Source organism: Neobacillus notoginsengisoli (assembly GCF_003515685.1).
In the GTDB taxonomy this organism is placed as follows: Bacteria; Bacillota; Bacilli; order Bacillales; family Cytobacillaceae; genus Bacillus_D; species Bacillus_D notoginsengisoli.
In genome coordinates this window covers 45,402-68,729 of sequence record NZ_QWEG01000005.1, presented here as the reverse complement: position 1 = coordinate 68,729, position 23,328 = coordinate 45,402, and the positions used below count along the sequence as shown (strand labels likewise).

The 23,328-nt window shown below is 44.2% G+C and carries 24 protein-coding genes and 1 other annotated feature; of the genes, 1 reads left to right on the top strand and 23 read right to left on the bottom strand.

Annotation, left to right across the window (positions count from 1 at the left end):
• The 19 genes from dnaG to rpsU all read right to left on the bottom strand — a co-directional run bounded on the left by dnaG (nucleotide 1) and on the right by rpsU (nucleotide 17,400).
• A complete protein-coding gene (gene dnaG / locus D1B31_RS08760; RefSeq protein ID WP_118920403.1) occupies nucleotides 1-1,800 on the bottom strand; it encodes a DNA primase in 1,800 nt (599 codons plus the stop codon).
• Nucleotides 1,801-1,828: 28 nt separating this feature from the next.
• Complete coding sequence (locus D1B31_RS08755; protein WP_118920402.1) at nucleotides 1,829-2,281, bottom strand: YaiI/YqxD family protein; 453 nt, start codon at nucleotides 2,279-2,281, stop codon at nucleotides 1,829-1,831.
• 321 nt (nucleotides 2,282-2,602) lie between these two features.
• Nucleotides 2,603-3,403 (bottom strand): pyruvate, water dikinase regulatory protein, encoded by an 801-nt coding sequence (locus D1B31_RS08750; RefSeq protein WP_118920675.1) that lies wholly within the window; start codon nucleotides 3,401-3,403, stop codon nucleotides 2,603-2,605.
• 32 nt (nucleotides 3,404-3,435) lie between these two features.
• Nucleotides 3,436-4,074, bottom strand: a complete 639-nt coding sequence (gene ccpN / locus D1B31_RS08745; protein WP_118920401.1) for a transcriptional regulator CcpN — start codon at nucleotides 4,072-4,074, stop codon at nucleotides 3,436-3,438.
• Between the two features lie 31 nt (nucleotides 4,075-4,105).
• Nucleotides 4,106-5,488 (bottom strand): glycine--tRNA ligase, encoded by a 1,383-nt coding sequence (locus D1B31_RS08740; RefSeq protein ID WP_118920674.1) that lies wholly within the window; start codon nucleotides 5,486-5,488, stop codon nucleotides 4,106-4,108.
• A gap of 308 nt (nucleotides 5,489-5,796) precedes the next feature.
• Nucleotides 5,797-5,966, bottom strand: a binding site (T-box leader).
• A 56-nt stretch (nucleotides 5,967-6,022) separates the two neighbouring features.
• A complete protein-coding gene (gene recO / locus D1B31_RS08735) occupies nucleotides 6,023-6,775 on the bottom strand; it encodes a DNA repair protein RecO (protein ID WP_118920400.1) in 753 nt (250 codons plus the stop codon).
• Nucleotides 6,776-6,805: 30 nt separating this feature from the next.
• A complete protein-coding gene (locus D1B31_RS08730; RefSeq protein WP_118920399.1) occupies nucleotides 6,806-6,949 on the bottom strand; it encodes a YqzL family protein in 144 nt (47 codons plus the stop codon).
• A gap of 164 nt (nucleotides 6,950-7,113) precedes the next feature.
• Nucleotides 7,114-8,028, bottom strand: coding sequence for a GTPase Era (gene era / locus D1B31_RS08725; RefSeq protein WP_118920398.1), 915 nt, complete (start codon nucleotides 8,026-8,028; stop codon nucleotides 7,114-7,116).
• Nucleotides 8,029-8,359: 331 nt separating this feature from the next.
• The gene (locus tag D1B31_RS08720; RefSeq protein ID WP_192894759.1) at nucleotides 8,360-8,719 is read right to left on the bottom strand and encodes a diacylglycerol kinase; all 360 of its coding nucleotides are present in this window, start codon (nucleotides 8,717-8,719) and stop codon (nucleotides 8,360-8,362) included.
• A 7-nt stretch (nucleotides 8,720-8,726) separates the two neighbouring features.
• The gene (gene ybeY, locus D1B31_RS08715; protein WP_118920396.1) at nucleotides 8,727-9,206 is read right to left on the bottom strand and encodes an rRNA maturation RNase YbeY; all 480 of its coding nucleotides are present in this window, start codon (nucleotides 9,204-9,206) and stop codon (nucleotides 8,727-8,729) included.
• Nucleotides 9,203-11,380, bottom strand: coding sequence for an HD family phosphohydrolase (locus D1B31_RS08710; protein WP_118920395.1), 2,178 nt, complete (start codon nucleotides 11,378-11,380; stop codon nucleotides 9,203-9,205). Before D1B31_RS08710 ends, ybeY begins: the two co-directional genes overlap by 4 nt.
• 553 nt (nucleotides 11,381-11,933) lie before the next feature.
• A complete protein-coding gene (locus D1B31_RS08705; protein ID WP_118920394.1) occupies nucleotides 11,934-12,893 on the bottom strand; it encodes a PhoH family protein in 960 nt (319 codons plus the stop codon).
• Between the two features lie 3 nt (nucleotides 12,894-12,896).
• Nucleotides 12,897-14,084 (bottom strand): sporulation protein YqfD, encoded by a 1,188-nt coding sequence (yqfD, locus tag D1B31_RS08700; protein ID WP_118920393.1) that lies wholly within the window; start codon nucleotides 14,082-14,084, stop codon nucleotides 12,897-12,899.
• The gene (gene yqfC, locus D1B31_RS08695) at nucleotides 14,084-14,383 is read right to left on the bottom strand and encodes a sporulation protein YqfC (RefSeq protein ID WP_118920392.1); all 300 of its coding nucleotides are present in this window, start codon (nucleotides 14,381-14,383) and stop codon (nucleotides 14,084-14,086) included. Before yqfC ends, yqfD begins: the two co-directional genes overlap by 1 nt.
• A gap of 91 nt (nucleotides 14,384-14,474) precedes the next feature.
• The gene (locus D1B31_RS08690; RefSeq protein ID WP_118920391.1) at nucleotides 14,475-14,927 is read right to left on the bottom strand and encodes a hypothetical protein; all 453 of its coding nucleotides are present in this window, start codon (nucleotides 14,925-14,927) and stop codon (nucleotides 14,475-14,477) included.
• A gap of 43 nt (nucleotides 14,928-14,970) precedes the next feature.
• A complete protein-coding gene (gene floA, locus D1B31_RS08685) occupies nucleotides 14,971-15,960 on the bottom strand; it encodes a flotillin-like protein FloA (RefSeq protein ID WP_192894764.1) in 990 nt (329 codons plus the stop codon).
• A 15-nt stretch (nucleotides 15,961-15,975) separates the two neighbouring features.
• Nucleotides 15,976-16,614, bottom strand: coding sequence for an NfeD family protein (locus tag D1B31_RS08680; RefSeq protein WP_118920389.1), 639 nt, complete (start codon nucleotides 16,612-16,614; stop codon nucleotides 15,976-15,978).
• 151 nt (nucleotides 16,615-16,765) lie between these two features.
• On the bottom strand, nucleotides 16,766-17,209 hold the full coding sequence (locus D1B31_RS08675; protein WP_048825597.1) for a GatB/YqeY domain-containing protein: 444 nt from the start codon (nucleotides 17,207-17,209) through the stop codon (nucleotides 16,766-16,768).
• Between the two features lie 17 nt (nucleotides 17,210-17,226).
• On the bottom strand, nucleotides 17,227-17,400 hold the full coding sequence (gene rpsU / locus D1B31_RS08670) for a 30S ribosomal protein S21 (protein WP_015595024.1): 174 nt from the start codon (nucleotides 17,398-17,400) through the stop codon (nucleotides 17,227-17,229).
• 219 nt (nucleotides 17,401-17,619) lie between these two features.
• On the opposite strand from rpsU, the gene D1B31_RS08665 reads away from it, so the two are divergent.
• A complete protein-coding gene (locus D1B31_RS08665) occupies nucleotides 17,620-18,546 on the top strand; it encodes a Na/Pi symporter (RefSeq protein ID WP_338036460.1) in 927 nt (308 codons plus the stop codon).
• Nucleotides 18,547-18,644: 98 nt separating this feature from the next.
• Here the strand turns inward: D1B31_RS08665 and mtaB are convergent, their stop codons facing one another.
• From mtaB to dnaJ, 4 genes are all read right to left on the bottom strand, one after another.
• The gene (gene mtaB, locus D1B31_RS08660; RefSeq protein WP_118920387.1) at nucleotides 18,645-19,988 is read right to left on the bottom strand and encodes a tRNA (N(6)-L-threonylcarbamoyladenosine(37)-C(2))-methylthiotransferase MtaB; all 1,344 of its coding nucleotides are present in this window, start codon (nucleotides 19,986-19,988) and stop codon (nucleotides 18,645-18,647) included.
• Between the two features lie 6 nt (nucleotides 19,989-19,994).
• Complete coding sequence (locus tag D1B31_RS08655) at nucleotides 19,995-20,741, bottom strand: 16S rRNA (uracil(1498)-N(3))-methyltransferase (RefSeq protein ID WP_118920386.1); 747 nt, start codon at nucleotides 20,739-20,741, stop codon at nucleotides 19,995-19,997.
• 489 nt (nucleotides 20,742-21,230) lie between these two features.
• Nucleotides 21,231-22,172 carry a 50S ribosomal protein L11 methyltransferase gene (prmA, locus tag D1B31_RS08650; RefSeq protein ID WP_118920385.1) on the bottom strand — a complete coding sequence of 314 codons (942 nt, stop codon included), beginning with the start codon at nucleotides 22,170-22,172 and terminating at the stop codon, nucleotides 21,231-21,233.
• 16 nt (nucleotides 22,173-22,188) lie between these two features.
• Complete coding sequence (gene dnaJ, locus D1B31_RS08645; RefSeq protein WP_118920384.1) at nucleotides 22,189-23,316, bottom strand: molecular chaperone DnaJ; 1,128 nt, start codon at nucleotides 23,314-23,316, stop codon at nucleotides 22,189-22,191.
• Nucleotides 23,317-23,328 lie beyond the last annotated feature (12 nt).

The window sequence follows — 23,328 nt, the reverse complement described above, 5'->3', positions numbered from 1 at the left end:
TTATAAAGTTCTTTGCAAATCAAGTATTTCTTTACCCAACTGTATGGCCCGCGGGTAATCCTTTTGGGAATCAGCCTCTTTTTGCTGAGCCCTTTTTTCTTTTATTTTTAACATCTTTTCATATTTCAACACCTGATTAATATAATCATTTAGTTCCCGCTCGCCCAGTTCTTCATTGAGGCTCATCATTCCTATATCAGCAACCATCCTCCTAAGCTTCTCATCCTTTATATAATCCAAGAAAACTCCCAGCTCAAATTGTTCTTTTTCCTCATAATAACCAAACAGGTAAGTAATGATTGCCTGATGATCATCATGATTAAAAGTATTTCCTTTGAGCATTTCCTGTATTTTATATGCAATTTCCCTGTTTCGAAGCATATGCGCAATCAAATGCCGCTCCGCGTTATAGTAGGCAGGCTTCAACTCGGCTGCGATCCTCGGGGTGAAGTGCTCCTGTTTAGGAAGCTGGCGCCGTTCCTGCTTTTTATTCTGGGAGCCTGAAACCGTCATTTGCTGCTTCAGAGCATCCAGTGAGAGGGAGAATTCATCTGCGAGCTGCCTTAAATAGTGGTCTTTTTCAACCGCATTGGGCAGAATGCTTATTTCGCTTATTATCTTTTCGATATAGGCAAGCCTATCTCCTTCATTTTGAAGATTTTTCCCCCGTCGGTAATACAGTAGTTTAAATGACATCCATGTAAGGCTGCCGCCAATTATTTCTTTCCGGAACTTCTCTTCACCATATTTTTTAATGTAATCGTCAGGATCAAGTCCATCCGGCATCATGGCGATTCTGATATCAATTGCCGCTTCCGACAGCAGGCTTCCCGCCCTGAATGCGGCCTCTATTCCGGCGTGATCTGAATCAAAACAGACGGTCACCTGTTGCGAATTGCGCCGGATTAAGGCAATATGCTCTGGGGTCAGGGAGGTGCCCATCGTAGCAATACTGTTTTCCACGCCTGCCCAATCTGCGGAAATGACATCGGCAAACCCTTCAAAAAGAACAGTATGGTTCTGCCTGCGAATGGCCGGCTTTGCCAAATGGAAATTATACAGGATTTTACTTTTATTAAAGATTGCTGTTTCAGGGCTGTTTAGATATTTAGGGTTTTCCCCTCCCATTGTCCTCCCTGAAAAAGCAATCGTTTTACCGTTTTGGTCAAAAAGAGGAAACATGATCCGATTTCGAAACCTGTCAAAATAAGTTCCATCGCGTTCCCTTTTAATAATTAATCCGGCCTTTTCCATCTCCTCAGGCTTAAAGCCCCTTTTAAGGAGAAAGTTTGTGACAAACTCCCACGAGTCCAAAGCATAGCCTATCTGGAACTTATCAATCGACTCCCTTGTAAACCCTCTGGACAGCAAGTATTCCAATGCTTCTTGTCCGTCTTTTGTATTTACAAGAATATGGTGGTAAAATTTATTTAGCAGTTCGTGAGCCTCATATAATGGCTGCAGATGCTTTTGCCCCGCTTTGGCCGAATCATTTGTTTGCTGGATTTCAAGTTCAATCCCTGCTCTGGCAGCAAGTTTCATTGCAGCGTCAGTAAAGGGGGCTCCTTCCAATTCCATTAAAAAAGAAAAAACATTCCCTCCCGTCCCGCAGCCGAAGCAGTAAAAAATCTGCTTTTCGGGTGAAACGGAAAAGGATGGTGAATTTTCTCCATGGAATGGACAAAGGCCAAAGTAATTACGGCCCTGTTTCTTCAGCTGCACATATTCACCGACCACTTCTACTATATCAACAGACTGGCGAATCTGATTGATTTTCTCTTCGGGTATACGCTCTGCCATAAAAACCTCTCCATATCAGCGTACTAGTTCAATCCAACGTCTGGCAGCCTGTTGCTGCTGAAAGGACGCTGGCCAGTTCCCGGACGAATCGTTTTCTTTCTCCTTCCGTAAATGGGGATGGCCCCTTTCCATAAATTCCTCTTGCCCTGGCTTTTGCATTTAAATAACGAATGTCCAGAGCGGTTTGGATTTCTTTGTCCTCAAATAAAATTCCCTTGGGGGACAATACATAAACCCCTTTAGGAAGAAGAGTGGAAGCTAGCCCAATATCCTGGGTAATCACAACGTCACCCTTGAAGGAATGATTCATAATATAAAGGTCAGCTGCCTCCCGGCTGGAATCGACGTATCTCCATTCCCACTCTGAATAAAGCGGGTTTCTCACAGTATGGGCATAAGATGCAACAAAAATGACCGAGACAGAAAAATCGGACGCTACATGTGCGATTTCCTCTTTTACAGGACACGAATCCGCATCCACAAATACTGTCGGCTGTTTTTTTTCCTTAGTACTAATTCTACATCCCCCCGGAAATTCCTTCTTTGCATGTAAAGATTATCGGAGATTGTGTCGAATTTTTTTCTATTCCCTTTCTTGACATCTGACAATAAATAGTTTATTCCTCCAACAGTAACTCTAAACCTGAATTTCTTTATTTTAATCACAATTTTTTATTATAGAACATTTATAGAGTTTTTACCATTAAAATATCTTGCACTTTTAACCTCATACGTCCAACCGCTTCACTCAATGGAAAAAAGTAAGAAAACACATGGCCCCTGGTCATGTGCTTTCTTCTCTTTATTTTCGTACCTTGCTCAGAATTACATTGGCTGTTTCTTCAACCGCTTTATTGGTTACATCGATGACAGGACAGCCTATGTTCTCAATGATCTTTTCAAAAAAGGCAATCTCTTCTTTAATCCTGGCAATGTTGGCGTAACTTGCACTATCGTTTAAGCCGAGTGATTTCAACCGTTCGCGGCGAATATGATTCAACTTTTCCGGGCTTATTTTTAAGCCAAAGCATTTCTCAGGCGGTACTTTATAAAGCTCCTCTGGAGGATCAACCTCTGGAACAAGCGGGACATTCGCAACCTTCAGACGTTTAAGGGCAAGATATTGGGAAAGAGGAGTTTTAGAAGTCCTGGAAACCCCAATCAGGATAATATCGGCTTTCATTAGTCCTCTTGGGTCCCTGCCGTCGTCATATTTGACAGCAAACTCAATCGCTTCAACCTTCTTGAAATATTCCTCATCCAGTTTCCTGACTAGGCCGGGTTCAAATAATGGCGTTTTCCCTGAAAGTGCCTGAATTTCGTCCATCAGTGGCCCGATTAAGTCAACCGCCCGGATTCCCGCAGCGAGTGCTCTTTCCTTCATATAGGAACGCATCTGCGGCTTTACTAATGTATAAGCAATCATTCCTTTATCAAAAGAAGCCAGCGAAATGACTTCATCAATATGCTCCGTATCTTCCACATACGGAAACCTTTTTAGTTTAATATGATTCCCGTTGAATTGAGTGATTGCCGCTTTCGTAACAAGCTCGGCAGTCTCTCCAACCGAATCGGATACGACATAGATGATTGGCTGGTCCATGGCTGTTTCCATTCCCCTTTTCCTAAGTATGCTTATTCTGATTCCGCGTTCCCAAGCGAGACAAATGCCCTAGTAATGCTTGTTTTCGTAATTCTGCCGGTCACTTCAAGGCCCTTTTCTGCTTCCCTAACGACCGGAATCGCATCGATTTGCCTGTCTATCAACTTTTTTGCAACATCGGTCAGAAGATCGTCCTTCTGGCATACAGTAATGTTCGGCATTCTCGTCATGATAATGTTGACCGGCAAACTGGATAGCTCCTGATTGCCTAGGCTTGCTCTCAAGAGGTCTTTCCGGGAAAGGACGCCGGCAAGTATGGAATTATCGTCCACAACAAAGAGAGTACCGACATCCTCCAGAAACATTGTAACAATTGCATCATACACAGACACATTTTCGTTTATCACCACAGGCCTTGACTGGTACTTACTAACAGGGATTTTCTGCAGCTTCTCGGATAAAAGCTGATCTCCGGACTTGCCTGTGAAAAAATACCCTACCCTTGGCCGGGCGTCAAGGTAGCCAGCCATCGTCAGGATGGCGAGATCAGGCCTAAGCGTGGCCCTTGTTAAATTCAGCCGCTCCGCAATTTGTTCACCGGTTATAGGCCCATTTTCTTTCACTATTTCCAAAATACGATCCTGCCGTTTATTTAGTTCTATGTCCCTCACCGCCCATTCACAGTGTTACAAAGAGTCGCTGTTAGAATTGTGTTTTTTCCTTTAAGAAAGCTTCCAGCTCATTGATAGGTAGACGTGTCTGTTCCATCGTATCACGGTCTCTAACTGTAACCTTTTGGTCAGTTGCTGTATCAAAATCTACCGTTATGCAAAATGGTGTCCCAATCTCATCATGACGGCGGTATCTCTTGCCGATAGAGCCTGTTTCATCAAAGTCGACCATGTACTCCTTTGAAAGAGTTTCGAAGATTTCCCGAGCAGAATCAGACAGTTTTTTTGATAATGGCAAAACAGCCGCCTTGAAAGGAGCAAGAGCCGGATGCAGATGCATGACAGTTCTAGAAGTCCCATCCTCCAATTGCTCTTCTTCGTATGCATCGATCAGATAGGCGAGTGTCACCCTGTCTGCCCCGAGAGAAGGCTCTATACAGTAAGGAACATACTTCTCATTTGTGTCAGGGTCATGGTAATGGAAATCCTCACCGGAATAGTTCATATGCTGTTTTAAGTCATAGTCCGTCCTTGACGCAACACCCCAAAGCTCTCCCCAGCCGAATGGGAATTTGTATTCAAAGTCAGTTGTTGCATTGCTGTAATGCGACAACTCATCCTCCGAGTGATCGCGGAGCCTTAGATTTTCCTTGCGCAATCCAAGACCGACCAGCCATTTTTCAGCAAAGTCTTTCCAATACGCATACCATTCAAGCTCTGTACCAGGCTTACAGAAAAACTCCAGTTCCATCTGTTCGAATTCCCTTGTTCTGAACGTGAAGTTCCCTGGGGTAATTTCATTTCTAAAACTCTTTCCTATTTGTGCAATCCCAAACGGGAGTTTCTTACGCATCGTTCTTTGCACGTTTTTGAAGTTTACGAAAATCCCTTGGGCTGTTTCCGGACGCAGGAAGATTTCGTTCGCGCTCGACTCTGTTACACCCTGGGACGTTTTAAACATTAGATTGAATTGCCTTATGCCGGTGAATTCCTTGCTCCCGCAATCAGGGCAGGCAATATTATATTCCTTAATGAGCTCTTCCATTTTTTCAAAAGGAAGCCCGTCAACAACAAGCTCAATTCCTTTTTCATCAAGGGCATTTTCAATAATTTTATCCGCTCTGTGCCTGGATTTACACTTTTTGCAATCAATCATCGGATCATTGAAATTTCCGATATGGCCGGACGCCTCCCACGTTCTAGGATTCATCAGGATGGCGGCATCCAAACCGACGTTATAAGGGGACTCTTGAACAAACTTCTTCCACCAGGCTTTTTTAATATTATTTTTCAACTCAACGCCAAGCGGTCCGTAATCCCATGTGTTAGCAAGGCCTCCGTAAATTTCAGATCCCGGAAAAATAAATCCTCTGTGTTTTGCATGGGAGACAATTTGTTCCATCGTAATACTCATGGCTATTACTCCTTTAATTTTTTTATGTATTTCTGTTGCAAAATAAAAAGCGTAAGCGCCTTGGTCAGCCCCGACAAGCTTAAGACGAGTCCCGCAGGACACTGAATAGCATCCCCGAATTCGCCCACGCACGAAGGAAATGCGAGCATTTCCGAGGACGGGCCTGCCCTCCGGAGGGAATTGGCTTAAGACCTCGAGGGGCTAGGCGCTGAAGCTGGATTACTAAAATTTATTTTGAGTTGTAATCAGGGAAATATTTAATAATCCCCTTGCAAAAAATAAAAAACTCCCGTCTCTATGCCAGAAAGCATAGGGACGAGAGTTTACCCGCGGTTCCACCCTATTTGCTGCAATAACAGCCTCTTTAATAAGCATTGCTCAGGAATGCCTTCCCTGGGTTCCTGTCATCCGGCTTGCACCATCCCGGACTCGCTTTTCACAGAAAGTAGCAGGTACTCTTTTCCCTCTCAGCAATTATGAAATTTTAAGCTATAACTAAAATAGTAGCGAAAAACGCCTTGATTGTCAAACCGATTAGACCATGTCCCGGAAACTTTCCATTGATTTCAGGAACTTTTTCGACTTAAGATTTAATCCGGAATATTCCTCATAATAGGCGGAGATGACCTTTTTTAACTCTTCTTTCGTTTCCGTTTTAACTGAAACATTTCCCAACCTTGAAAGATCAAAATAGTAAAAAAGTCTTAATAACCGTGCGCCTGCCTGAGAAATCTTGAAGTGATACGGGTCTTTCTCAATGCAGTGGTGGCAGATGAACCCGCCTTCCCGAATTGAAAAAGAAAAATGCCCGTCTGTGCTGCCGCAAACGGAGCATTGGTCCAGGACTGGATAAAGCCCAAGGACATTGAGCATTTTCATTTCAAAAATAAACATCAGAACGTCCGGATCAATTCCTTCATTCAAATAATTGAATGTTTGATACAATAGCTCAAATAAATACGGGTTCGGTTTATGGTCTTCGGTCGCCTTATCGGTAAGTTCCGCAAAATAGCTTGCATATGCTGTAAGGAAAATATCTTCCCGGATTGACTTCAGTGAGGAGATGATTTCCCCCTGCTGAAGCGTCCCGAGGCCGCTTCCTTTCTGAATGAGAAAATATCCATGTGTCAAAAGCTGCGTGATAGCTGCAAGCCTGCTATTCGGTTTCTTGGCACCACGGGCCATTGCACCGGTCTTTCCCCATTCTCTTGTATACAATGTGACAACCTTGTTGGTCTCGCCATAATCGGTTGCCCTAATGATGATGCCCTCACATTTTAGCAGCATCGCCGTCACCATCCAGGAAAATAGACAAACTCATGAAACAGGAAAATCAGTTTGCGCTAGCTCTTCATCGAGATTGCCGGGAATTTCTTGTCTTTCCTTATCCATTTCTTTAAAGAGAAGATATGTGTCAATGTTACCTGTCTGACTAAATACCTTCCAGGTAAAATCCAACATCGAAAACCCCATCCTTTCTTCTGTGTCTAGCTTTGTTCACTATCCCTGGTACCATTTATCATGACCTGTCATATAAATTTCATAATGCTAAAATATTGTTAATCGCCTGCATGAATAATTCGGTAAACGATTGGGTTTTGACTATGCCAATCGCTTGATACCGATCAGTACTCGTCTTCCCTGAAACCAAAATCACGGAGCTGTGACATTTTGTTGCGCCAATCCTTCTGGACTTTCACCCAGAGTTCCAGGAATACTTTCGTTCCAAGCAGTTGTTCAATGTCCAATCTTGCCCGCTTCCCAACTTCCTTCAGCATGGCTCCCTGCTTGCCGATGATGATACCCTTTTGGGAATCCCTTTCTACAATAATTGTTGCCATTACATGGACTAAATCCTTTTGGCCATCTCGCTCCATCTTTTCAATTACAACTGCAAGGGAATGGGGAACTTCCTCTCTCGTTAAATGCAGTGCTTTTTCCCTAATCAATTCCGAAACAATGAATCGCTCGGGGTGATCTGTTATCTGGTCAGCCGGATAAAACTGCGGCCCCTCCGGCATATGCTCCTTAATTTGGTCCAATAGCCGGTCAACATTGTTTCCTTCCAAAGCAGAAATTGGAACAATCTCCTCAAACGAATGTTTATCTTTATACTCATCAATTATTTTCAGAAGTTTATCCGGATGCACCTTATCGATCTTGTTAATAATTAGAAAAACCGGCGTTTTTACGGACTGGAATTTTTCAAGAATGAATTCCTCGCCTTTTCCATAGCCTTCTTCCGCACTGACCATAAACAAAATCAGGTCCACACCTTTTAGTGTATTTTGAGCGACCTTCATCATAAAATCACCAAGTTTATGTTTGGGTTTATGAATGCCGGGTGTATCTATAAAAATTAATTGTGCATCTTCAAGAGTCAGGACTCCCTGAACCTTGTTGCGCGTTGTCTGAGGCTTATCGCTCATGATGGCAATTTTCTGCCCGATTACCCTGTTTAAAAAGGTTGATTTTCCTACATTAGGCCTACCTATAATCGAAATGAACCCCGATTTATGGCCTTGATTTTCATTCACCATTGCTGCAATTTCCTCCGATATCAGTCAGCTGGGTAGACCCTCCTGCTGTCTTTCTCATATTACCTCTTTGTGCTTTTTTAAAACATTTCCTCCGGTTAGAAAACGAAGAACAAAACACGTAAAGGTTCTTTTTTTCCATGATTCCATTTTACCTTAAACTGCTTCTCGTTTCATCCCCTGAAAGCGGAATTAATGAAAAAGTTTGAATTTTCCCAAATCAATTTCAATAAAAGAGAAACCTTTTGGTTATTGTAGCAAAACTGCATACCCATTTACAAATCACCGTTTTGGAAAGTTACAAAAATAAAAAGGCTGGCCTCCGCCAACCCTTTTATAAACCAACCCATTTAGCCAGCCTTGGTAAAAATATGATAAGCCCGGTTACGACCGATAGGCAAGCAAATATGAACACGGCTCCGGCAGCTATATCCTTCGCCTGCTTTGCAAGAGGATGCACCTCCTCTGTTACCAAGTTGACTGCCCTTTCAATTGCAGTGTTCAACAATTCAAGCGAAATCATGCCGCCAATTAAAAAAAGGATAAAAAGCCATTCCGTTTTCGAAATTGAAAAGAAAAAAGAAAAACCTATGGCTATCGTTGCAAACACAAGATGGATTTTGAGATTTCTTTCCGTTTTGACGGCAACAGCTATTCCCGCAATAGCATAACCAAACGATTTGATCAGCCTCATACAGGCATTATCCTTGAAGCCTTGAAAGCCCGTATGCATCAAGGATGCCTTTCTGAAGTGAGAACATCTCAGCTTCTTCCTCGTCCGTCTCATGATCATACCCCAGCAAGTGGAGAAAACCGTGGACCGCAAGGAACCCAAGTTCCCTCATAAATGAGTGCCCATATTCTTTAGCCTGCTCTTCCGTTTTAGGAATGGAAATAATAATATCTCCTAAAATCCTTGGAAGTCCCGCACCTATTATTTCGATCTCACCTTCACCAGGTTCCTCCATTGGAAATGAAATGACATCGGTCGGCGCATCTTTTTTTCTGTATTCCCGGTTTATTTCATGGATTCTTTCGTTCCCGACAAATGTAACCGAAACTTCACTGCCCTCCTCGACACGCAGTTGTTTTGCCGCAAAATTGAGGAGGCTTTCCAGCTTGGACACTGCCTCATCCTGAACAGCGCCCGTTTCATCCAAAAAATCAATTGTTAAACTCATACTTGTATCACCTTCTGTTTTGTTATTTCTGTAGGGTATTCAATTCTTGAATGGAAAATCCCTTTTAACGTATCACACAGAGTGTGTGCAACCATTTCAATTTCCCTTAGCGTTAAATCACAGTCATTTAGCTGCCCGTCCTGCAGTTTGTCAGAAATGATTGAATGGACAAGGGATTCAATCTGCTCAGGGGTCGGATGGGACATCGACCTGACTGCGGCTTCAACACTGTCGGCGATTGCAATAATGGCCGTTTCCTTCGTTTGGGCTTTTGGACCGGGATAACGATAATCACTTTCTTTCGCGCCTCCAGCCTGATTCGCTTTATGATAAAAATACTTTATAAGCGAAGTCCCATGGTGCTGCTCGGCTATATCAATAATTTCTTTTGGCATTCTATGCTTTTTCAACATTGCCGCGGCGTCAGTTGCATGCGCAATAATAATTTGCGCACTTTTCTGCGGCGATAACCGGTCGTGGGGATTTTCCCTGTTTACTTGGTTTTCAATGAAAAAGACCGGGCGTTTTGTTTTTCCGATGTCATGATAATAGCAGCCTACCCTGGCGAGAAGGCCATTTGCCCCTATTGCTTCACAAGCCGCTTCGGACATGTTCGCAACCATTACACTGTGGTGGTATGTTCCTGGCGCTTCTGTCAGAATTTTTTTGAGTAAAGGGTGGTTTGGATTCGAAAGTTCAATCAGCTTCATCGTTGATAAAATCCCAAAGCTCATTTCCAAAAACGGCAAAATCCCTAATGCAAGCACTGCAGACGCAATCCCCGATACTGCTGCAAACAAAAATAATAAGCCATACTCCACTCCGCTATATTGTGTGTTTCTTAAAAACAACAGGGTAAAGACAATCGCAAGGTTGACCAAGGAAGCAAATAGGCCCGCCTGCAATATTTTCGACCTGGCATTCTGTCCCTTCAAAAGAAATGTTGCAGCCAAACCGCCACACAGCAAATAAATACCCGCAGACATATTAAGAGTGCCAGTCATTTCTTCATTAAAAATAATGCTTCCGCAAATAGCCTGTACAACAGCAGTCAGCCAGGCAAGCTTTTCATCAATCAATATCGTCAAAATCATGCCGGCCATCGCTGCAGGGAACAGGTAACTGATCCCTTCATAATCCAGTTGCTGAAATTGGCTGACAATTTTCATCACGATGATAGAAAAGGAAAATACGATCCCGAAAAGCAAAAGGTTTGTTTGTTTTTTATCCGGAGCTTTTTTTTGTTGTGTGAAATAATAATAAAATGCAGATAAAATGATGACAATCAATAAGGCCAGCCCAATAAATGGCTTCTTGGAATCCTGGCTGTCCAAAAGGCGGGTTAAGTTTAACTGCCTGTATATTTCATGGGTGACAAGCTCCCCTTCTTCTACAATTACTTGGCCCTCAAGAATTTTCACAGGTTCAATACTTTCGGACATCTGCCTTCGCTTTTCTTCGGTAGCCTGCGGATCGTAAAATTCGTTTTGGATCACAGCGAATCTTCCCAATTGGATAGAGGCCTGTTTGAGGTTTGAATCCATTGTTGTGTATTTTAGTTCTTCCTCGACCCGCTTTTTTGCATTTTCAACTTCATCCGCTGGAATCCTGTTTCCCATTTCATTGCTGATTGCCGTAATCGTTAAGTCTTTTGCGATGGCCAATTGTGTGTTATCGGCCGAGACCATGGCAGAGAATACTTCTTGCGGAAGTTCTTCAATGACAGACTGGGTAAGCCGCTCTTTTAACTTTTTAACTTTATCCGCAATGGGAATTCCCTTAACTTCCGGCTTTGGTTCTGTGTCATCTGGTTCTTCCGATGTTTTCTTCAATTCCTCTTCTTCCTGATTTATTTTTATGGCAGAGTCGAAAATAGAACCGACCAAATCAACCTGATTCTTGGAATACTCACTTTTAAGCGTATAGACGGCCTGTACCCGATTCAGCTCTTCTTTCCGCTTTGCCTCTGTGCTCTCTTTATCTTCCACAGTAATCGGGGAAACAACGGTTTTTTCGGCAATGTCAAATAGGCCAAGCTTTAGCTGTTCGGGCTTGACATTGCTGTACATGGACAGGAAAAGGATAACGCCCAGAGCGGCAAAAAAAAGGATGCGAAAAAAAGCAAGGTTTAATAGTTGCTTGATTCTCTGAAATCGCTTCTGAAGCAAGTCCATATAGAAGTCCCCCTCCCAAAGTGGGTATGTATATGTTTCTCTATATTTTTTGGATGTGTTTAATTTGGCTGTTGATTTCCGCTACGCAAAGGAATGCTTCTAAGAATAATCATTGCAGAGACAGGCGGTTTTTGCCTGTCACGAGGCACACGCTTTCCACTGGGCGTCAGTGGAGCCTCCTCGGCGCTTAAAGCGCCTGTCAGTCTAGCTGCAGCGCCTAGGGGCTCGGGGTCTTAAGCCTGTCGCCCCTGACCACTAAGGAAAGCTCCTGAGAATAATCATCGCAGGGACAGGCGGTTTTTGCCTGTCACGAAGGCGCTTCCGCTTTTCATAGGGTCCCCACCTTGCCGCTTCATCCTATCGGAGTCGGTGCCCTTCGCTCCAATCAACGCAGTTAAAAATCAACATACTTCTATAACAAAACCTATTTTTTAGTAAGTAATAATCCGGCATCTTTTGGTCTTTTTAAAAGCATACCAGTTTTCAAGTAATATTTCACTTAAAATTCCAATAATGGCGGGCAAAATAGGAAAAGCTGCCCAGTTGGGCAGCTTTACTCAATTTTGCCATATGCTTCAATAATTCTTCCGACAAGCGGATGGCGGACGACATCGCTCTGTTCAAGATGGACAAATGATAACCCTTTAACGTTTTGCAATATCTCTTCAGCGGCCACCAGCCCCGATTTGGCTCCTTTTGGCAAATCGATTTGGGTTTTATCCCCGGTGACGATCATCTTGGATCCAAAGCCAAGCCGTGTTAAAAACATTTTCATTTGGGCATGGGTTGTATTCTGCGCTTCATCCAAAATGACGAATGCCTCGTCAAGAGTGCGCCCCCTCATATACGCCAGAGGGGCTATTTCGATTGTTCCCCGCTCGATCAGCCTGACAGTATGCTCCATACCTAGAACGTCGTGCAGCGCATCGTAAAGCGGCCTTAAATAAGGATCAACTTTCTCTTTTAAATCCCCTGGGAGGAAACCAAGACTCTCACCAGCTTCAACAGCCGGCCTCGTAAGGATGATCTTATTCACACTGCCGTTCTTTAAAGCAGCAACAGCCATCACGACAGCCAGATAGGTTTTGCCTGTACCCGCGGGGCCAATCCCAAATACCATATCGTGTTTTTTGATCGCATTGATATAGTATCCCTGGCCAATTGTTTTAGGGCGTATGGATTTGCCTTTGGCATTCTTGGCGATTTCCTCTTCAAATAAATTTTCAAAGTACTCAAGCGTTCCTTTTCTGGCAAGGTCGATTGCATATAAAACGTCCCTCGGACCGATGCTAATTCCTTTCCTGATTACATATGCGAGTTTTTCCATCACAGATGCAGCCAGTTCTGCATAATCTGAGGGCCCCGCCACATTTACCAGTTCTCCTCTTGAGATAATTGAAACCCGCAATTCCTGTTCTAAAATTTTCAGATTCGCATCCGAGTTTCCGAAAAGAGTGACTGCTTCATTTGGATTTTCTAGCTGGATTTGGATGATTTTTGGATTTTCTGCCATTCATTAATCTCCTTGAATAATGGGTTGTCCTATTGCAATATTTTCAATTACTGTGTATAGGATTGACAGTTTAACTTTACCATTGGAAATGGTGCGGTGCAAAACTTTTTCCTCCTTAATGATAGCATCTTCATCAATCCGCTTTTTTAAATCATTTCTTGCCAATTCAGAAGCCTTTTTCATTGCCTCCTCTTTTGTGTACACGCGAGTGACCTCTTCCCGCTCCCTCATTGTCTTGTTTACATGCGCAATAGGCAACTGCCATTTATATAGTTTCACATTGACGGAAGTCGTTTCTGTTTCGTAATCCGTGAATTCCACTTTACCAAATCCCCAAATAGGGACACTGAAGCTGCCAAAGCGCAAATAATGCTTTTGCTGTTCCAGTCCATTGAATACTTGGAATGTTGCAGACAGTGGGAGCTCTGCATATCCTTTGTAGAGAGTTTCGCCCCAAATCTCCCCTTTGGCGGCAATCGCCTGCATCTCACCTTCCCGGCCAATCATGCCTGAAACGAGAACTTGGCCTGGTACAACGCGCTCATTCACGTCAAAAAGTTTAATCCCTTTTTCAATAAAATAGTTGACGATCACAGCTTCTTTTTTTGCAATAAGATGCCTTGGTGTAAAGGTTTCCTGCTCGTTCGGTTCGTTTTTTTCAACGACTCTTAGATGATAGGTTGTCCCGCGTAGTTCCACACCAACCCATGTAATTGCACCTACCTGGTTAGTCAGTTTTTTCTGGATTGTATCGACATTATCAAGAGAGAAAATCAGTTTTCCGGATTTTATTCCAATCTTGTCCAATTCTTTTCGGATCAGATACTCTGTTTCTGGTTTAGCACCTTTTATTTCTATACCCCAAACGACATTTGATAATAATAGAAACATAAATAAAAACAGGAAACCACCAATTAAGAATCCACTGTTCCTAAGAAGACGCCTCACTAAAAAAGGGAACCCTTTGCGCCTAATGAAAGAAATTTTACACTCAGAACCTTTCACGTATCGTCGGATTCTCAATGCGTCACGAAGCCTGATTGTAAACAGGATTACATCAGGCCCTTCCCTCCTTACATTCCATATCTGAAAGCCATTCCTGGCTAGTGTATTAAGAAACCGTTCATTTCCCCTGCCCGATAGCCTGACAGTCACCTTTCCCGAAAAAAAATCCATCCACTGATTTTTCATTAAGATCCCCCGGTCTCATCGTTTATATAGACAACCTGGTCAATTTTTCCCTCAAGCAAGATTTCTTCCGGCAAAATCGTTTTAATGACAAACGCTTTTCCTTTTATCAAAAGCTGCCCCTTTTTTAGCAGCAGCCTAAGTTCCTTGTCTGTAAAGGTTAGGAGTCCTCTGTGATTTTCTATATAAATATGGATTTGGCCAATCATTGTGATCCTCGGTAAATCCATCATGACATCCTGAGGAAGATCCATTTTTACCGCTATCCATTTTCGGAGTGAATGGCCCCATTTCTTCGCCATAAAAAAAAGAACCCCCTTTCACATCATATTTATGAAATGAAAGAGGGTTCTAGCACTTGTTTTTCTTTTCCGGCGGACTTGATAGGGGCAACTACCGTTTAGAATATGGCTTCTTTGCCCGGGGAGGCCCGAGGATTTCAGCCCACACAATCGCATCCGCGAGATTTTTCTCCTTAACCGGCTCAATTGAAGGTGGCGGTTCAGGATGCTTCTTTTGCTCCTGGCTTAGAGAAGGCCTGAGACTATCCTGGGTTCTCTTTGCTATTGCTTTGGAAACAGGTTTTTCCTTTACAGCTTTCACTGGTTGGACAGCTTGTTCAACATGTGCTTTATACACAGGTTCCGACCTCCTTAAAGGAGGCATTTTTCCTGGATCCGGCTCTTCCTGCCGGGTCATTTCGCGATATGTTTCTTCAAATTCCTTTCTCAAGTCCGGAAAGGTACGCCGCTTATTTTCAGTGTTCCCTTTGGATTTTGCGAAAAGAGAAGAAATAAAGGCAATAACAATGAATAAAAGAATGGGATTCTCAAAAATCCTTTCCAAAATGTGCCTCCTTCCCTGCTCTGAATGCAGCAGTTATGGCTGCTTACTGGCCATCTTCCTTTTTGTCTTTGCCCATTTTGCCAATTGAGTCTCTCATATCTGTATCAGCAGAAATATTTCTGAAATTCATATAATCCATGACCCCAATATTTCCTGTTTTCAGTGCTTCCGCCATTGCAAGCGGAACCTCAGCCTCGGCCTCGACAACCCTAGCGCGCATTTCTTCTACCTTCGCGCGCATCTCTTGTTCGCTGGCAACAGCCATGGCACGGCGCTCTTCCGCTTTTGCCTGGGCAATTTTTTTATCCGCCTCGGCTTGTTCGGTTTGAAGCTCTGCACCAATGTTTTTGCCGATATCAACGTCCGCTATGTCGATTGAGAGGATTTCAAAAGCCGTTCCTGCATCGAGCCCTTTTGCAAGGACTGTCTGGGAAATCAAATCAGGATTTTCAAGTACCTTGCTGTGAGTTTCGGAAGAACCGATGGTTGACACTACACCTTCCCCGACACGGGCAACGATGGTCTCTTCACCGGCTCCCCCGACAAGGCGGTCAATATTCGCCCGCACCGTGATCCTTGCTTTTGCTTTTACCTCAATCCCGTTCATTGCAACGCCGGCGATAAAAGGCGTTTCAATAACTTTCGGGTTAACACTCATTTGCACTGCCTCGAGTACGTCACGGCCTGCCAGGTCAATGGCAGCGCTTCGTTCAAAGGAAAGCTCAATATTGGCCCTGTGTGCTGCGATCAAGGCGTTTACGACCCTGTCTACGTTACCGCCCGCAAGATAATGGCTCTCAAGCTGGTTTGTTGTCACATTCAGCCCGGCTTTATGGGCTTTAATAAGCGGATTGATAACCCTGTGCGGTGTTACGCGGCGGAGCCTCATTCCAATAAGGGTAAAAATACTGACCCTCACACCGGCGGCAAGTGCCGAAATCCAAAGCATGACAGGTACGAATGACAATAAAATGGCTAATAGAATAAAACCTACAGCAATGATGGCAAAAAGAAAAACAGTTTCATTTGTCAACAATTTAGTTCCTCCTTAATTTTTTATCTCTCTCACAACTACCCGCGGGCCTTCTACTTCAATAACCATTACTCTCGCATCTGCTTTAATAAAGGCTCCTTCTGTCACGACATCAATCCGTTCGTTGTTAAACAGTGCCGTTCCGGACGGTCGCAGCACTGTCATGGCAACTCCTTCTTTTCCGAGAAGGTCTGTCCGGTTTATATTCGAAACATAGCCATCTTCCTTGCGGGCTGTATCAAACAGGACCATCGAGTTGAAAAGCGCCATTTTTTTGTGAAACACTTTAATGAGCAGGATGAAAAAAACAATTGAGAAAAAAATGGATATGAGTAAAGAAACACCCATTTGAAACGTACTGCCCCCGGCAAGGAACAGGCTTCCGACTAAAGCGGCTATGCCAAGTGTTCCCGCCACTGCGCCCGGCAGAAAAAACTCCATAAAAATAAGGACAATTCCTGCAACAAAAAGAGCCAGGGTCCCAAAGCCCGCCAGACCGGCCATGAAATGTCCATAAAAAAACACGAGCAAGGCGGAAAGCCCGACCAGGCCCGGCAGTCCCATCCTTGGCGAAAAAAGTTCGAGTACCATAGCCATACCTGCTATTGTCAATAATACAGTTACGACTATGGGATCCGTTATAAATTCTGCCATTACAATCCTCCCCCCCTCTAAATCTCCCTACCTTAGTATGTACGCTTTAACTTAGATAAAGTTTCATTTAGAAAAATTTTCTGTGTTTTCCCAGTTTCCAAACGAAAATAAAACCGCAGGCTTACGCCTGCGGCCATTGATGTCAGTTGAATTATGAAAGGTGTTGTTGCACAAGTTTATTAACAAGCGATCCATCCGCCTTGCCTTTTACTTTCGGCATAATGGCAGCCATCACTTTTCCCATTTCAGCTTTAGAACTTGCACCGGTTTCAGTAATGGTTTCCTTTACAATGCCTTCAAGCTCTTCTTCAGAAAGCTGCTGAGGCATATAAATTTCAACTATTGCTATTTCCTGATGCAACTTTTCCACAAGATCTTGGCGACCTGCTTTATCAAATTCATGAAGGGAGTCTTTCCGTTGTTTCATTTCGCGAGAAAGGACAGTAAGCTCTTCTTCCCCGGTGAGTTCTTTCCCATGCTTAATGGCTTCATTCTGCAGGGAAGCTTTAATCATCCGGATAACAGTCAACTTGTCTTTGTCTTTGCTTTTCATCGCTAGTTTCATGTCATTATTCAAACGCTCGAGTAGACTCAATATGATCCGACCCTCTCTTAGAACTTGCGTTTTCTAGCTGCTTCAGACTTCTTCTTACGCTTTACACTAGGCTTTTCGTAGAATTCGCGCTTTCTAGCTTCTTGGATAGTACCTGATTTAGATACAGTACGTTTAAAGCGTCGAAGAGCATCTTCAAGCGATTCGTTTTTACGAACGACGGTTTTAGACATTCTCTTTCCCTCCCTCCGAACACAACACACTCACATCAAACACATGGAACTCCATGTACTTTGCCATTATAATACAACCTTTTCAAGAGGTCAACTGAATTTAACGGTACTTGCCCTCTCCTCCATTGTTATTTTGGACATTAGGCAATTTTATAGCCATAAACCGGAAATTCCTATCATGCTTCCACTGGACAGGCAATAGAATGATAACGGGAGTGGATGCTGTTGAAATATATTATTTTATTCAGTTTATGTATTGGATTATTTATACTAGGCATGACCGTCATCAGGATCGGGATGTTTAATATTTCCGGGAACAGGCTTAAAGTACTCCTAAAAAAACTGACTAGCAGTCCGGCAAAAGGAATGGTTACAGGCACCTTGGTCACGGCTGTATTGCAAAGCAGTTCGACGGTGATGGTTTTGGCAATCGGATTGATATCCGCACGGATTTTGACCTTCCCACAGTCGATCGGAATCATCCTAGGGACAAATATCGGGACAACCTTTAAAACCGAATTGATCACGTTTGACCTGGGCAGAATTCTAATTCCGATCGCCATTGCCGGAGGATTATTCATTCTTGCCCGGAATGTGGTATGGCGGAGTCTTGGCATGGTTCTTCTAGGGATTGCATCCGTTTTTACTGCAATGAAGGGGTTCGAAATGCTGGCAGTGCCGCTCACTTCAGTTGATTCTGTTTCGAGGCTGCTCATGTCATTAAATGAGCATCTGTTGATCGGAATTGCTGTAGGCGCCTGTATGACCGCTGTAATTCAATCCAGTACAGCGATGACCGGAATTGCGATGGGATTCCTTACCTCGGGCGTTTTAGGGCTTGAAGCGGGAATCGCTGTTATGCTCGGGGCAAATATCGGAACTTGCATTACTGCCCTTCTCGCTTCGATAGGGGGCGGAGAGGAAGCAAGGCTCGCCGCTTTTGCCCATGTATGGCTGAATGTCATTGGAGTCATGTTGTTTATTCCTCTTATCCCAGTGCTCGGAAGCCTTGGGCCCGATCTTGCAAAATCCCCCGATGTACAGTTGGCCCATATCAGTGTGATCTTTAACGTCCTGACCTCATTAATGGCTCTCCCGTTTGCTGAACGGTTCGGAAGGATGATTATGTACCTTCATGCGCGCTGACAGAAAAGCTAAATGAAGGGAGAATCGGAGCGAGCGCTTTCAAACAATTTAGAAGGCTGCCCAGCTAAACGCCGGGCAGCCTTCCTTACACTATTACTCTAAATAACAGCTTCTTTCAGTTCTGTTGTTTCATCCATAATTTTGACGAATTGTCCTTCATTATAAGGGTAGCCGGCTTTAGCGATTTTTACTTTCACTAATTTGCCAACCATGTCTTCAGTTGCAGGGAAAACAACCTTCAGGTAATTATCGGTGTAGCCGACATACATCCCTTCATTGTTGAATTCTTCCTCAGGTATCACTTCAAGTACTTCCCCTTCGGATTGAGAAGCATATTCCTTGGCAAGCTGATCTGAAAGTGCAATGAGTTTGTGGACGCGCTCATTTTTCACTTCTTCATCAACCTGGTCTTCCATTCGGGCGGCAGGGGTACCGGTCCGCTTTGAATATGGGAAGACATGAAGCTCAGAAAATTTATGTTCTTTAATGAAATTGTATGTTTCCATGAACTCTTCATCCGTTTCACCCGGAAAACCAACAATAACGTCAGAAGTGACCGCAAGGCCGGGAAGGGCCTCTTTTAGCCGTTCAATACGCTCGCCAAAGAACTCCATCGTATATTTCCTGCGCATCCGCTTCAGTACTGTATCCGAGCCGGATTGTAAAGGAATATGGAGATGGCGGACAACAAGATTCGAATCGTTGATTACCTGAATCACTTCATCCGTAATTTGACTAGCCTCGATTGAAGATATACGGAGGCGCTTCAGACCTTTCACCTGAGCTTCGAGGTCACTAAGAAGGGAGGCAAGATTGTAATCTTTCATATCTTCACCATATCCGCCAGTATGAATACCGGTCAATACAATCTCCTTGTAGCCTGCATCAACGAGCTGCTGGGCCTGGCGAATAACTTCCTTCGGATCGCGAGACCTCATCAAGCCGCGTGCCCACGGAATGATACAGAAGGTGCAGAAATTATTGCAGCCCTCCTGAATTTTCAGGGAAGCCCGTGTCCGGTCAGTAAATGCGGGAACATCAAGTTCCTCATAAACACGGTTCTTCATAATGTTGCGTACACCGTTAATCGGTTGCCTTTCATGCTTGTATTGCTCGATATACTCTAGCATCTTAACACGGTCTTGTGTCCCGACAACGATATCCACCCCGGGAATCGCGAGGATTTCCGCTGGAGAAGTCTGGGCATAGCAGCCAGTTACACAAATAACCGCATCGGGATTTTTCCTGATTGCACGGCGGATGACCTGGCGGCTCTTTTTATCTCCAGTATTCGTTACTGTGCAAGTATTAATTATATAGACATCGGAAGTTGATTCAAACTCAACCCGTTCATAGCCTTCCTGTTTAAACAATTGCCAGATTGCTTCAGTTTCATAGTGGTTCACCTTGCATCCAAGAGTATGAAACGCGACTGTAGGCATGTAAACTCACCTCATTAGTTCTAATTGGTAGGAAATCGCCGCCAGCGCATAAAGCGGGGCGGTTTCTGCCCTTAATATTCTCGGGCCAAGCCCGCAAAGCTTAAAATCATGGTCCTCGAGGAGCCTGGCTTCCTTTTCCGAAAGTCCTCCCTCGGGGCCAAATACAATGAACAATGAATCCCCTGTCTGAAGTTGGTTGAGGGTTTGTACAAAATTAGCCGTTTCACCGGACCTGCTTTCTTCTTCATAAGCTACAACCTTGAAATCGTAGTTTTTACTCTCTTTTAGAAGAGTATGGAAATCTATCGGTGCCGAAACTCCGGGCACTTGATTCCGATGGGATTGCTCGGCAGCTTCCTTCGCTATCTTTTGCCATCGCTCTGTTTTTTTTCCAGACTTCTTTTCATCCAACTTGACAACTGACCTTTTCGCTGCAAATGGAATGAAGCTGTACGCCCCCATTTCCGTTCCCTTCTGGATGATCCACTCAAGCTTGTCCCCTTTTGGAAGGCCGCATGCAATGGTTACACGGACTGGCAATTCAACTGTTTCATCATTCCATTTTACTATATCGGCCACGACTGCTTCATCGGTAATTTCTGCAATTTTGCAAATGGCGCTCCTGCCGTCTGGATTAACACAAATAATCTCATCCCCAGGATTCATCCGCATTACCTTCACTATATGGTGGCGGTCATCATTTTCAAGAATAAATTGGCTTTGCTCCTGCTTATCTACAAAATAGCGCTGCACAAAATGCACCCCTCTGCAAGCAATATTTCTATTTTACTAAAAGTTGCTGCTAAAGTCACTTAAATATGTGAGAAACAGAACAAAATGCGCAAGCGCCTTTGTGACAGGCAAAAACCGCCTGTCCCTGCGATGATTAATCCCAGAAGCTTTCCTTTTTGGTCAGCCCCGATATAGGAAGACTTGGTTTTGCGACAGCAAAGCCTTAGTCGCCCTTAATGCGAGCGAAGCGTAGCCAAGCACAAGACGAGCCGGACGAAAGGTTCGGTCTTTCACCTTTTGGCCGGAATGGCTTGTGACCTCGAGGGGCTAGGCGCTCCTCGAAAAAGCTAACGCTTTTCCTTCGTGCGATGCTTATGCTCCCGAAGCTTTCCTTTGTGGAGCTGGATTACAACAACTTGTTTTGAGTTTTCCACAAGGACATATTTTATAATTTCCTTAACAATGAAAAAGGCATCCGTATGTCAAAAACGGACGCCGCTTTCATTTACTTTAGTTTCTTTGAGCAATAATCGCAACCCAGTCTTCCATCACCATTGTTTCCTTGATGCTAAATCCATCTTGTATGAGTGCATCCACGACCAAATCTTTTTTCGCCTGGATGATTCCTGACGTGATAAATGTGCCGCCCGGCTTGATGACACGCGCCGCATCAGCAGTAAACCGTACAATCACCTCGGCCAAAATATTGGCGACAATGACATTTGCCGAATGGTCGGGAATATCATCGAGCAGATTGTTTTGGGCAACGACTGCTCTGTCCTGGACTTTATTAAGCTTGATATTCAGCCTTGCTGCTTTTACCGCGATCTCGTCCAGGTCAAATGCTTTTATAGATGAGGCCCCTAGCAAAGCCGCGGCGATGCTCAATACACCTGACCCTGTTCCGACATCAATCACTTCATCTCCAGGCAAAACTGTTCGCTCCAGTGCCTGTATGCACATCACAGTGGTGGGATGGGTACCCGTTCCGAAAGCCATTCCTGGATCGAGTTCAATGATCAATTCATCGCTGTGAACGGGAGTATACTCCTCCCAAGTAGGCACAACCGTGAATCGTTCGGATATTTTAACTGGATTGTAGTACTTCTTCCAGGCTGTCGCCCACTCCTCTTCATTGACCTCGGAGATGGTTACCTTATTCAGGCCGATATCGATATCATGGATAATCAGGTTGTTGATTGCTTCCTTAATCGCATCAACTGATTCTCCTAGGAAGCTGTTTATCGGAAGGTACGCTTTCACAATTACGCCTTCTTCCGGATAATCCCGAGGGTCGAGTTGATAGATTTCGCCAAACTGATCTTCCCGTTCCTTGACCAGCTCAAATGGATCCTCGATTACGACTCCGCTTGCCCCTGCCTCATGAAGGATATGGGAAATCGGTTCAACTGCTTCATTTGTCGTATGGATGCTGATTTCAGACCACTTCATTGCGTTTGCCCCTATCTCAGTCGCCCTTAAAGGCGCGTTTTACTTTTGAAAAAAAGCTTTCTTCATGCTCTCCAAGTGGTGCCTTCCCACTGATCTCAGCAAACTCACGGAGAAGCTGTTTTTGCTTATCTGTCAATTTTGTAGGGGTGATAATTCTGACGATCACATGCTGGTCACCTGTTCCGTAACCCCGCACATTCGGAATTCCTTTCCCGCGAAGCCGGAATTTAGTACCCGATTGTGTTCCAGAAGGAACTTTTAATTTAACCTTGCCATGCAGCGTCGGAACTTCAATTTCGTCACCCAATGAAGCCTGGACGAAGGTCAGCGGCATTTCACAATATACGTCATCCCCGTCACGCTCGAAAAATTCATGCGGCCTGACATGGAAGACAACGTATAAGTCTCCCGGAGGTCCTCCGTTAATGCCTGCCTCTCCTTGTCCCGCCATTCGCAATTGTTGGCCATCATCAATGCCCGCAGGAATTTTCACATGGATTTTACGGCGCTTCCTTACCTTGCCTTCACCGCCACAGGTTGAACATTTATGCTTAATTTCCTTGCCTGTTCCATTACAGTAAGTACACACCCTTCGATTGACTATACGGCCAAAAGGTGTATTCTGCTCCACATTCAGCTGGCCAGTTCCATGACAATGCCCGCATGTATCCGGGCTCGTTCCCGGTTTCGCACCGGAGCCTTGGCAAGTGTCACATGTTTCATCCCTCGGTATTTCAATGTCGGTTTCTTTTCCAAAAGCAGCTTCTTCAAAGGATACGGTCATCGTATATTGAAGATCGGCACCCTGCCTAGGTGCATTTGGATCCCGCCTTCTTGCTGCGCCTCCGCCGAAGAACGAATTAAAAATATCTTCGAAACCGCCAAAGCCCCCGCCAAAATCAGCACCTCCACCAAAGCCCTGGTTAGGGTCGGTGTGGCCGAATTGATCGTAATGGGCACGCTTTTGGTCGTCGCTCAGCGTTTCATATGCTTCTGATAATTCTTTAAACTTTTCGTCTGCATCAGGTTCTTTATTTATATCCGGGTGATACTTTTTTGAAAGCTTGCGGTAGGCTTTTCGGATCTCGTCCTTAGAAGCACCTTTGCCCACGCCCAGAACCTCATAGTAATCCCTTTTGCTCATGTAACCACTCCC